Annotated in this window: 9 protein-coding genes and 1 tRNA gene; 9 read left to right on the top strand and 1 reads right to left on the bottom strand. The window is 41.1% G+C overall.

Annotated features, from left to right (window positions below; all coding sequences use genetic code 11):
• The first annotated feature begins 74 nt into the window (after positions 1 to 74).
• The 3 genes from FJD32_RS04295 to FJD32_RS04285 all read left to right on the top strand — a co-directional run bounded on the left by FJD32_RS04295 (position 75) and on the right by FJD32_RS04285 (position 2,305).
• Positions 75 to 1,391 carry a DUF2628 domain-containing protein gene (locus FJD32_RS04295; RefSeq protein WP_140906584.1) on the top strand — a complete coding sequence of 439 codons (1,317 nt, stop codon included), beginning with the start codon at positions 75 to 77 and terminating at the stop codon, positions 1,389 to 1,391.
• Positions 1,392 to 1,635: 244 nt separating this feature from the next.
• The gene (locus FJD32_RS04290) at positions 1,636 to 1,968 is read left to right on the top strand and encodes a hypothetical protein (RefSeq protein ID WP_140906585.1); all 333 of its coding nucleotides are present in this window, start codon (positions 1,636 to 1,638) and stop codon (positions 1,966 to 1,968) included.
• Positions 1,969 to 2,044: 76 nt separating this feature from the next.
• A complete protein-coding gene (locus FJD32_RS04285) occupies positions 2,045 to 2,305 on the top strand; it encodes a hypothetical protein (protein ID WP_140916744.1) in 261 nt (86 codons plus the stop codon).
• 69 nt (positions 2,306 to 2,374) lie between these two features.
• Here the strand turns inward: FJD32_RS04285 and FJD32_RS04280 are convergent, their stop codons facing one another.
• Positions 2,375 to 2,611, bottom strand: coding sequence for a helix-turn-helix transcriptional regulator (locus tag FJD32_RS04280; RefSeq protein ID WP_140906587.1), 237 nt, complete (start codon positions 2,609 to 2,611; stop codon positions 2,375 to 2,377).
• A 405-nt stretch (positions 2,612 to 3,016) separates the two neighbouring features.
• Here FJD32_RS04280 and FJD32_RS04275 point away from each other — a divergent pair, with 405 nt between their 5' ends.
• The 6 genes from FJD32_RS04275 to FJD32_RS04250 all read left to right on the top strand — a co-directional run bounded on the left by FJD32_RS04275 (position 3,017) and on the right by FJD32_RS04250 (position 12,032).
• Complete coding sequence (locus FJD32_RS04275; protein WP_140906618.1) at positions 3,017 to 4,237, top strand: DNA cytosine methyltransferase; 1,221 nt, start codon at positions 3,017 to 3,019, stop codon at positions 4,235 to 4,237.
• 114 nt (positions 4,238 to 4,351) lie between these two features.
• Positions 4,352 to 4,427 (top strand) — tRNA-Lys (locus FJD32_RS04270).
• Positions 4,428 to 4,647: 220 nt separating this feature from the next.
• Positions 4,648 to 5,322: a GIY-YIG nuclease family protein gene (locus FJD32_RS04265; RefSeq protein ID WP_140906588.1), complete on the top strand. Its 675-nt coding sequence runs from the start codon at positions 4,648 to 4,650 to the stop codon at positions 5,320 to 5,322.
• Positions 5,323 to 5,564: 242 nt separating this feature from the next.
• On the top strand, positions 5,565 to 6,491 hold the full coding sequence (locus FJD32_RS04260; RefSeq protein ID WP_140906589.1) for a WYL domain-containing protein: 927 nt from the start codon (positions 5,565 to 5,567) through the stop codon (positions 6,489 to 6,491).
• A 254-nt stretch (positions 6,492 to 6,745) separates the two neighbouring features.
• The gene (locus FJD32_RS04255; RefSeq protein WP_140906590.1) at positions 6,746 to 8,341 is read left to right on the top strand and encodes a hypothetical protein; all 1,596 of its coding nucleotides are present in this window, start codon (positions 6,746 to 6,748) and stop codon (positions 8,339 to 8,341) included.
• Between the two features lie 55 nt (positions 8,342 to 8,396).
• Positions 8,397 to 12,032: an AAA family ATPase gene (locus FJD32_RS04250; protein ID WP_140906591.1), complete on the top strand. Its 3,636-nt coding sequence runs from the start codon at positions 8,397 to 8,399 to the stop codon at positions 12,030 to 12,032.
• Positions 12,033 to 12,311 lie beyond the last annotated feature (279 nt).

Here is a 12,311-nt window from a genome sequence, read left to right as displayed (position 1 = left end):
TTTAAGCCATTGAGCACACTTGGATTCTGCATATACCGCAACCAATAGCTCTATTAACATCACAAGGAAAAGTAATGAACACCTATAACGTAATTTTTAAAGGTGAGATAGCTGAAGGAAAAGACCGTCAGAAACTGAGTGTGGCCTTAGCAAAGTTTCTTAAAATTCCAGAAGAAAAAGCACACCTACTGTTTTCTGGTAACCCTATATGCATTAAGAAGGCCTTAAGTGAGGGTGAGGCTAATGCACTAAAAGCAAAGCTGAATTCTGTGGGTATTATTACCTACACCAAACTTGCGCCAGCTCAAAAACCTGTCGCCATAACGTCTGAAACACAGCCTAAAGTGGTAACACCAACTAAGACAAAGCCTGTCATAGCCGTAAAGCCAGCAGTGAAATCCTATGATGAGTTAAGTAAAGGTTGGCAAAAGGTCTTTGCTGAGTTTGACCTTAGAGAAGCAGATAAATTAGGGCTACTGGCTTGCGCTAAACATCCTGCGCATACATCGAGACCTAAAAGTCAGCAGCTAAAGGCAAATTTTGTTGTTAACTTTAACATACTTGCGTTTCTGTTTGGTCCTTTGTATTACATTGCCAAAGGTATGTGGAAGAAAGGACTTTACCTCACCTTAATGCTAGTCATGGCAAACATTGGTATCTATATGGTTTGGGAGCTGTTTTCTGGCTCAGAGTTGATTGATAGGCTATTACCTTCGCTTAACTGTGCTATTTTTGGTGTGCTGGCTAATTATGACTATTACCGCTACTACAAGCTCAATGAAACAATATGGTCTTGGATGCCAAAATGGATGCAAAACTGGTGGGGAATTTTAGTTGCGTATTTTTTTGGATTAGCAATCCTTTTGGGAGCGGCTTTCCTAAGTGTTGTAGCAGAAGAATCAGGGGGAACCAGTAGCGTCAAAGACAGTTATCTCAATGGATACGAACAAACCACGGTAGGCTTAGCCTTTGATAACTGGTCACCTTGTAAAAAAGTTAATTGGGAATTACAACAAAGCACTAATGGCATCAGGACGGTGACATATCATTGCCTGACAGACCTATCGGTCTTCAAGAAAACTTTGCATACTGCCGCCCTGAGAATGACTGGTGATGAAAAAAAAGGGGTTCCTCAAAATTTAGACGCTGCCTCATTACAAGTCGCATTTACCTTGAACCATGATAACTCTTACACTGTAAGCCATGTCTTGTGGGATTTTGATCTCGGGCAAACTCATTCACAACGTTATATAACAATAGACAATGCTTTGGTGGATATTTATCGTAATCAACTCAGTTTGAGTGTTCAAGAACTCCTTACCATACAAAATCTACTGCTCAACAGCGTAATTGGAGAACAACGTAAATTTGAAAATAATGCGGGCAGGTAATTTTCATAAAAAGTAGGATTAAGATAGTAAAAATAAGGTGTTATGGCACTTTCCCCTGCGCTATAGCCACATTACATGGCCGTTACTGACATATGTGAGCATGGGCATTTGGACAGTCCGAGTCACATCAGATAGCAATTTCGTCAACAGAGCGGCATATAAACTTACATTCCTATTAACAGTAAGTTCTTCTATCCATTACCATTCTAGACCATAATATACCTCACAAATTCAGGAACTTAAAATGACACTATATAAACGCGAGTTTGGTGAAAGCTTTAATTTAGGCTTTGACCATTCCGAATTCCCTTGGTTGGTTGATAAGAGTTGGCACAATGATGTCTGCCCTAGCTTTACTTTTAAAGCAGGTTCCCAGTACCTAGTCCTTTGGGTGGACTATGAAGAACCTGATAGACGCGAACTTGGGCAAGAGCGCTATGTAGTAATGACAGCCACCAATGAAGGAACTGATACCGAGCCAGAAATATACGCAGATGAAGGGAGCGAAGTGGTGCTAGCAACAGAAAGCCCATCAGAATTAACGGCGTATCTGAGACAATTAGCCTCAGCACATTAATCATGGACATACAATCCAGATGGATTTCGCGCTGGCTATTGCAAGCATTTGAATCGAAATTAAGTATAGGAAAAATATGATGAATAAATTTGAGTTAGGCGCTGATGGTGTTGGTGATGTTCCAGACTATCTGGCACAGGAGGGATTGGAATTAGCGGTTATTTACTTTGAGGAAAACGATTTAGACCCCGCTGAATGTTATTTCGCCTACAAGCAGGCACCGGATTCTGAGCTGGGTCAGGCTTGGTACGCTGCGGAGACCGAAGCCAATAGAGTTATTCAAGGAAACAAAAAATATGATAACTCTATGATTGTGTTAGTTAATGAGTTGGCTTAACCCCGTCACTTTAGTACTACGTATTATCTGAAATGCTGGCAGCCTATGAAAGTGACTCAAACTGAGCAGCTATGACGTCTGTTTAATCAGTTCATCATGTAACCTACGGATAAACTCTTCAGAACTCACGCCTAGCGCGCCAATAAGCCCTTCAAGCGAATCAAGGGTGATGTTACGAACGGAGCGTTCAACTCCCGAAATGTAGGTGCGGTCAATGCCAGATTTCCTTGCCAATTGTTCTTGGCTTAACCCTGCCTCATTGCGCAATAGCCTTAACGTTACCGCTGTTGCCAGTTTAATACTCATAGTCAGTCCTACACATAACAATAGACAGGATGCTCCCAAATCTTTGCCTTAGGCGCAACCGACTATGAGTCACATACCACACCAGAACTGAACTAATGCAATGTAATCCCAAAGATATTCAGTAAGGAGTTGTTTGGTTTTGAGATCTTTGGAGTAACATTCAAAAGATTAATTATGAGAAACTAATAAATCAAAAGTCATTTTCACAATCACTATAATGTCAAATAATATCAATTACATAAGACCACCCCCAACTTCATCTGTCAACACAGAACTCAAAAGCGATACAAAAGTGGTGCAACTGAAGAGCTCACTCATGTAAGATCGAAAAACTCTTTTGATTGCACTTTATCTCCGATATTTACACTTCTCATCTGAAGCAAGAATAAACACAAGATTATGAAAATGAGCAATAACATTAAAATTCAAAACGCTACAAGTCAGACAGTCTCAGTATCAGATGATAATTCTAAGTTTAGATGTGTCGACTTCTTTGCTGGGAGCGGCCTTGTATCTGAAGCAATCAAAGCTGAATTCGAAACTGTGTGGGCAAATGACATTTGCGAAAAAAAGCAAAAAGTTTTCATTGCCAATCACAACCCTGCTGTATTTCACCTTGATTCAATTGAGAAAGTTAGTGGTATGGATTTACCAGAACATGAGCTTTCATGGGCGAGCTTTCCCTGCCAAGATTTGTCTTTAGCTGGACATATGAATGGGATTCAGAGCAGCCGAAGTGGGATGGTTTGGGAGTGGTTACGCATAATAGATGAAATTCCACAAAAACCTCCTATCGTAGTGGCTGAGAATGTGGTTGGTTTAGTGTCTTCGAAACAAGGAGAGCATTACGTTGCGCTTCACAACTCCTTATTGGCTAGAGGGTACAATGTTGGCGCAGTCATGCTCGATGCTGAGAATTGGGTTCCACAATCCCGTCCAAGAGTTTTTGTGATTGGTATCGATAAGAACATCCCTCTCGACGGGTTTATTAGTGATGGTCCAAATTGGGCTCATTCAAAGGCCATTATCAATGTTTCAACAAAAGTCCAAAACTGGATATGGTGGAACTTAACCCCTCCGACGAAGCGAACAATTGGATTAGATGCTCTAATCGAGATAGACCTACCTTTCGATTCAGAAGAAAAAGTAAAACATAACATCAGCTTAATCCCTGAAAACCATATGGCCAAACTAAAAGACGCCATTAGCAAAGGTCATACTGTTTTTCCCGGTTATAAAAGAATTAGAAATGGTAGGCAGGTATTAGAAATTCGCTTTGATAATGTAGCTGGATGCTTAAGAACGCCATCAGGGGGTAGTAGTAGGCAATACCTCGTAATTTATAGAAATGGTGAATTAGGTACACGACTACTATCAATAAAAGAGACGGCAAGACTGATGGGGGCAGGTGATACTTATATCATCCCTGGCACATACAACCAAGGCTACAAAGCGATGGGTGATGCAGTAGCTGTACCCGCCGTTAGCTACCTAAGTAAGCATCTTCTCTTACCTTTAGCAGAAAAGACGAATGCATACTTCATTGCCAATCAGAATGAGATGAGAAAGGATTTTTTAAATGCGATTTCAAAATTAGATCAGAAGATAAACAAACTGGCAGGTTAAATTTCACCCAGTCACACTTTATCGTGCCCAAAACATGCAATTTTGTATCTAAAATCATAAATATCCTCTTGCTTGAGGGGTGTGTTCAGGGTAACATGCCTCCCACTTTGACAGGGGTCGTTAGCTCAGTCGGTAGAGCAGTTGGCTTTTAACCAATTGGTCGAAGGTTCGAATCCTTCACGACCCACCAAAGTTTCATTTTTCCTCTCGATACTCTATTTACTCCCAACATTTCGCCGTCTGCTTCCCATTTATCTGAAAAAGCTTACTGAAAAATAAGTCTCTCCATTGCAGCTATCGGAATCCTAGCGACTATAGCGAACTAAATGCCTGACTGTGCAAATTCTTCTTCAATTCTTACTCTTTATAGGATTAAATGACTCCAAAAATGAAATGGAGGATTTGTCGAAGTGATTGATTATGGTACAGGAAGTAGTCCATTTGAGACTGAAGAATTACGTAAGTCCCTATCAAAATTTCTAGATAGTGAGTTTCATGGGCAAAAGGTCGGAAATTACAAATTTGGTGTTTATGCATTTTACGACTATGAATTAGAACCTATCTATGTTGGACAGACCAAAGAAAGTTTAAGAACTCGTATCAGAAGACACCTAACAAATCGAAGAACAGATGCTGTGGCAATGTCAGTGCTTGATCCTATGGAAGTGTACCAAATTTGCGTCTGGCCGATTACAGACTTTAAAGGTAAAGATCAGAAGTTAGTACTTGATGCTTTAGAAAGAAAAGTACATGACTTAGCTATAGAACAGTCAAAGTTTCGTGCGATTCTTAACGAAAAAGAACCTCCACAACCCCTGTTAGATATTGAACTCCCAGAATCATTTAGTGGGACAATCATTTCCCCTGAAGTGCTAGCGCTTAGAAGTCATCCGGACTCAAGAATAGCCCGTAGAGCAGCAACAATTGCGAGTCTTTCGCACATAATTAGTGAACGCAAGGTCAACAATGGATTACGGAACACTCTTATTACTCAAGTGGTACGTCTAAAATGGTTGTCGGAGAAAAGACTTGATGAATTAGTAAAAGCGCATCCAAATTCTGACTCAGCGAATGACGATGAATAATAAGGTGTATTAGCTTATACGAGATCTGACACATCATCTTGAAAAGATGAGGGTTACCTGTTTTGATAAAGGTGAATCGCCACTCCTTAATTAGAAGTCTTATAGACTCATTTCGAAGTGGAGCCACTGAATACAGCCAAGAAATATTGATGCTAAAAAAAGTTCATGAACAACTTCTGAACTGACATACCCTGTCAGTATACTGTGATAATGTGGATCTAAATAATAAACGAGAGATGGTTATGGATAATCTATCGCGCAACGAGATTTTAGCACAACGCCTAGCTCAGATTCTGCTGCAGTTGTTCGAGAGTGGTAAAGTCTCACGAAATGAACTGGCTAACAAATTCAATGTTAGCGAAAGAACTATCTACCGCGATTTGAGTCGCATTGGATCGGTCGTTTCATGCTCAAAGGATGGGGTCTACAGGATATTAACTGAAAAACCAAAGAAAGATGAACTTCCAGATATTAGCAGCCTCAGTGAAAAAACAGGTTTAGGAAAGTTATTACCTGTTTCTGAAACAAGCCCACTACCTAGTTTACTGTCGGCGATAGAATATAAACGAATCAAAATTTTGCCTTTGCCACCTGAACAGTTAACTTCAGAACATCAGAAAAAAGTTTTCAGTCGATTAGATTCGGCAATCAAGGACTGCAAAATTTGTTCAATTCAATACAAAGGTAAATTACGCACAGTCCGGCCGTACCGATTGATGAGCTTAAAAGGCGTTTGGTATCTAGCTGCAACTGACATCGAACTCAACATCAAGGCTTACCAAGTCAGTGGCATTGAATGGTTAGATGTGAAAAAGGCAACATTCGTAGCTGATACCGATATCAATGGCTATCTCGATACTGAAGACGATGCTTGGTTTAGCTTGAAGAAAAAGGAAGTGACAGTCGAAATTCAACCAGCGATTGCTCGCTACTTTGAACGGCGAAACATTTTGCCACAGCAAAAAATCATCAGTAAAACGACAGAAGGTAAGTTGATTGTTACAACTCAAATAGCTCACCGAGATCAGTTATTCCCAACACTGCGTTTTTGGCTTCCAAACGTGCGAATACTGAAACCTGAAATAGAGGCAGAAACTTTTCTTGAGCAACTTTCTCTGCACTTGCAACAAATATCTCAAAAGCATAGTTTTAGTTTTGATACTATTTAAAGAGATATTAAATGAATCGTGCATTTATTTTTTTCCGAAAGCTATTTGAACACCTTTGTGTATTGCTGAATAAAAATCAAATTTCAATGACTGATACATCGTAATTAGAACAGTTATATCCAAAGACCAATGCGATAGTTGATAAGGATATTGAAAACGCAAATCGCAAATTAATAGCGGGGTGTTGTCCCAGTATTTGGGTGCAATACAATTTTTAAAAATCTGGATGATTCAATTGGCAGACAAGGATAATCATGGATTCAATCACAGTACAAAATATCGTGTTCACAGAAAATGATTTCGAGTTGCTCAACAGTAGTGAGTATCAGGAGACTTTTGCTACAAGAGTTGAGGCGGAAATCTTTGGTTGCGAAGAGAATTCCAAGAACACCGCAGTTTGCATCAGAGACTTTGTCGATTCCTATTCACAATATAAACACTCCATGGAACTTGAAACGTGGTTGATTCAGGAATTGCGCAAGCACACCGGCATCTGGGAGAGCGAAACAGATTTGTTGGATTCGGCTCACGATATAGTCGAAAGCGTGAAACAACGAAACAATGACCGAATAGAATTACAACAGCACCTTGATAAGGGAATGAGTCAAGAAAGCTGGTTCGCGAAAAAAATCGAGGAAGGCGCACAAGCCAGCGGTTCCGTCAGTGTGAGTGCATATGTATCAGACATCGATCAGCAGTTGGAAACCGCCACTCGAGACAACTGGAATGCTATTCGTAATCTCGATGGTAGTATCAATCAGACACGCAATCTTGATGGTTTTATTGCAGAAAGACACCACGCTGATACCTTCAACATTGATGCTGTGACCAAAGGCAGCAAATTGCGCGCTGAGGTCTTATCCCCTGAATCGGGCCAGTGCTATGGGAAAAACTCGGTTGACATCGTCATCAAGGACGGGAATGGCAAAGTTATTCGCCGCTATCAAGCCAAATATGGGAAAGACGCAGACGCGACATCTGAACTATTTAAAAAAGGCGATTATCGCGGCCAGCAAAAGCTTGTTCCCAAAGGTCAAGGTAATGATATTAGCAAAAGGAACACAGAAGTAATTGAAGCTGACGGTGTGTCGTCCACTCCTCTATCCAAGGAAGAAGCCAAGGTATTGCAAGAAAAAGCGCAGCGCGAGCATGAAGCTCGGCAATACAAATGGGATGGGGTCAACCGCATTGAAATTGCTAAGCACATTGGTAAACAAGCTCTATTAAGCGCTTGCATCACCGCCAGTTTTCATGGTGTGCGTATTCTAAGTCGGCGTGTATGGAACTCCCTCACGGGGCAAAAAAATCAAAGCGCTAGCGCGGATATGCAGGAATTTTTTAGTAGTAGTCTTAAGGGGGCCGCGGATGTTGGTTTGCAAACTGCTGTTTCAGGCGGTCTGATGGTGGCTTGTCGTAATGGATGGCTAGGGGATGCGCTTAAAGCAACGCCTGCAGGTAAAATTGCCCAGATGGCGATCATTGGTATGGAAAGTGCCAAAGCTATGTACAAGTATGCAAAAGGCGAAATAAGCGGTCAGGAAACTCTGGAACACTGCGGACGTACATCGGTTGTAACAGTAGCTGGCTTATATGGAGCAGTTGAAGGTACTGCAGTTGGCGCAGCTTGGGGGAGTGTATTGGGGCCGGCAGGAACAGTTGTCGGAGGATTTGTTGGTGGAATGGTCGGAGGCATTGCTGGCAGTACGTTTGGTGAAACGGTTTATGAAGGTAGCAAGGCTATAGTCAAAACTGCAGTTAACGTTGCTAGCTCGGTCGTTAGTTCGACCATTGATGCCATCTCAAATTCAGCTAACTCAGTGAGAAATTTATTCTCTAGTATTTTTAACTGATGAACTCCCCCAATTAGCAAACTAAGACTAGTCATTGACAAAGGACAATTACAAAATGAGCCAGCCTAACTTTACTGAGAAGCTGACGGACTATATACATTCAGGCTGTGCTTGTGTGTTTATTCAGACCAGCGAGGAAGTCCGTCTTGATGCGTTGCTGGCGCAATTAGCTGAAACGGAAGGTTTTCATATTCTTGAATGGAATCTTGGCTATGGCTGGGTTAATCCACAAAACAAACAACCACTTCCCGGGAATGACATCAACCAGTTAGTTACGCTCTCGCAATCTCTGCCTAGTTTAAGAGATGAAGATCTCGACAATAAACTGATTGTCATCAAGAACGCTAAATCAGCATTGGTGGAAGATCAGCATGCCCGTGCTCGTCTGCAGCAGCTAATTAATCGTATCCATCGTAATCACGAAGGTTTAAGTGCAGTTCTGATTATCAGCGAATTTATGCAACTGCCACAGGAAATCGAAGCTGGTACCCAGATTCTGCCCTTACCTTTGCCCTCACGCGATGATATAGGCAAGCAAATCGATCATCTGGCCTCGCAGTACGGATTGCAGTTTGAGGATGAACAACGAACAGCTGTCTGCAATGCTTGTGCTGGACTTACCCTGCTGCAGATTCGTCAGGTCATTCTGCGGATTAAGAAAAAGCACTCTTCTTTTGATCGTGACGCTATTACAGCCATCCTGCACGAAAAAGAAAACCTTATCAGCAAAAGTGGAATGCTGGAAATGGTCAAAGTCAATGAAAGTATCGACGACCTAGGCGGTTTGGAAGAATTGAAAGAGTGGCTGCGTGAACGCGCGGCGCTGATACGCCAAATAGAAAAACTAGAATCAATTAATATAGCTGCTCCCAAAGGCGTATTGTTAGCTGGCATGCCTGGCTGTGGCAAATCACTTGCAGCTAAGGCGGCGGCTAATCTGTTCCAATTGCCATTGCTACGTCTCGACATGGGTAGCCTTCTCGGTAAATACGTTGGTGAAAGTGAGTCGAACATGCGCCGAGCACTGGCCACGGCTGAAAGTATCAGCCCTTGCATATTATGGATCGACGAATTGGAAAAAGCCTTTGCCCAGACCAGTAATGGTGGCGGGGCATCCGAAGTAACTTCACGCTTACTTGGCTATTTCTTGACCTGGATGCAAGACAAACCGGGAACTGTATTTGTGTTTGCCACGGCCAATGACATCACAGCATTGCCACCTGAATTGTTAAGGAAAGGACGCTTTGATGAAGTATTTTATGTTGGCTTTCCAAACCAGCAGGAACGTGAAGCTATTTTGCGTGTCAGGCTACAGAAATCGCAGCAAAACCTTGATGAACTCGATCTCATCGCGCTGGCAGCAGTCTGCCGCGATTATTGCGGTGCCGACATCCATAATGCAGTCAATTTGGCACTGGAAAAAACTGTGCTCGGTAGCTGTCAATATGTAAGCCAAGACAACTTGCGTGCAGCTATCGCTGCTACAGTCCCATTGAGCCAGAGTCAGTACGATAAGATTCAGAGCTACGAAACTTTGTTCGAACAACTCAAACTTCGTAGTGCATCTCGCCAAATTGGTGAAAGTTTGGCGCAAATGAAAAAGTGGATTGATGATCCAAATCATCTCCGTCGTCGTAAGCTTGCAGAACATCCAGATTGTCCAGAGTCAATACATGAAAAGCTTATTCTGGATATTGAAGAAAGCGTTATTGAGGCTGTTCTGAAAAATCCATGTTGTACAGAGAAAATATTGGCTTTGGTTATTACTCAATGTTGCCCTGCAGAGGTAAATCAAGAAATATCGGCGGCGCAAATAAAATTAAGAGATAAAGCGCTGAAGTTAGCAGCAAGACATCCGAATATCCCGCTAGATTTAGTCGAAGTCATGCTACAAGAAAAGCGGTTAAATCCAACACTAAACTTCTGGTGGGGTATACAAAGCAATTCGTCAATCACGGTTGAGTTGCGGGATCGTTTATTACAATCTTCACCAGAATTACAAATTCTGGAATCAAATAACGAAAGATTATTAAAACGAGCGGTATTAGCTGAAAAGGAATATATCTGTCAAGATGTTCAGAATATTTTGGCAAAAGATAACGAATATATTGTAAGGAAATCCATAGCAACAAACCCAATAATATCAGCTGATACTCAAAAAATTCTTTTAAGTGATAATGTAGAAATTGTTCGTTCTGAACTTGCTAAAAATACAAACCTTAAACAATCGACTCAAAGCTTGCTCACAAAAGATAAAGAACGCTACGTAAGGGAGTCACTTGCAGCCAATTTAACAATTTCTGAAGAAACACAACATATTTTAGTTAATGATTTGGAAGAATACGTTCGTTCCGAACTTGCTAAAAATACAAGGCTTACTCAATCGACTCAAAGCCTGCTCACAAAAGATAAAGCACGCTACGTAAGGGAGTCACTTGCAGCCAATTTAACAATTTCTGAAGAAACACAACATATTTTAGTTAATGATTTGGAAGAATACGTTCGTTCCGAACTTGCTAAAAATACAAGGCTTACTCAATCGACTCAAAGCTTGCTCACAAAAGATAAAGAACGCTACGTAAGGGAGTCACTTGCAGCCAATTTAACAATTTCTGAAGAAACACAACATATTTTAGTTAATGATTTGGAAGAATACGTTCGTTCCGAACTTGCTAAAAATACAAGGCTTACTCAATCGACTCAAGAGATTCTAACTAAGGATAGAGAAGAATATGTCCGCAGCAGTTTGGCTTGTAATCCAACAATTTCCTTCAATAATCAGAATGTTCTAGCGGCAGATAGTGACGATAGAGTTAGAGCTTCTCTTGCTCGAAATACTGAAATAACAAAAGAAATTCAGCTAGTTCTTATCAAGAATAGTGAAAGTAATGTTCGGGAAAGCCTTGCACAAAATGTTAACTGCCTCCCTGAATTACAAAATCTCTTGGTTAAGGATGAGTGCAAGGGTGTTCGCAGTTATCTTGCTGAAAACCCTAATTGCTTGCATGTGTTGCAAGGTGTTTTAGTAAATGATCCTGATAAAGATGTTCGGGAAGCTCTTGCCAGAAACAAAAAATGTGCATTGGAATTTCAGATTACTCTTTTAAATGATTGCAGCCAAACTAATAGATATCGGATTGCACGTCAAGCTACGGACTCTTTGGCGCTTCAAAGCATACTTGCAAAGGACGATAACAGTGATGTAAGGCTAGCTCTTGCACAGAACCACAAATGTCTCCATGCAATCCAAGCTATTCTTGTACACGATAATGATAGTGACATCAGGGAGGCTCTTGCTGCGAATCCAAACATTTCTGAAGAAACGCGGTACATTCTAGCAAATGACGTCAAAAAATATGTGAGAACTGCACTTTATTCTAACCACAACGTTTCACCTGAAATACTTAAATATGATTACATTACTGAAGCTCTTTACTATACACACACGCAATTAATGATGTCTTTTGGAGATGAACCTGAACTCACAAAGGAGGAACAAAATATACTAGCTTCTGACAGCCCGAGCAGCTTAAGAGAGTCGCTTGCCCGAGATACTCGATACCATGAGACGCAGAATATTTTGGCCAAAGACAATCGAAACTCTGTTATTCAGGCGCTTGCTGATAATCCACATCTTTCCCAAGAGGTTAAGAACATTCTTTCTAAGAAATATGATTGGGTCACCTTTTAACTGTGTACTAGTTCAGGTCTGAACTAGTACACAGTTTAGCGTCCGTTGCACTTTAATCAAACCATTGCCGAGGTACATTAGGATGTATGCGACTCACACAACACGTCCTGCACTTTAATATACATTAACGTGCAGAAATTGTGTGTTTACACGCATATTTTCGCTGTTTCAGCAGAAAACTACAGTAAAACGCGATTTAGCCGCTATTACGCAAATAAACTGCATAACTAGTCAATTATCGAGTGTTATAACGCAAGACGCTTCACTATTTCTCTATTA

Source organism: Shewanella sp. LC6, assembly GCF_006385735.2.
Classification (GTDB): Bacteria; Pseudomonadota; Gammaproteobacteria; order Enterobacterales; family Shewanellaceae; genus Shewanella; species Shewanella xiamenensis.
Note: the sequence above shows the minus strand (reverse complement) of the source record. Positions and strands in the feature narration are given on the sequence as shown.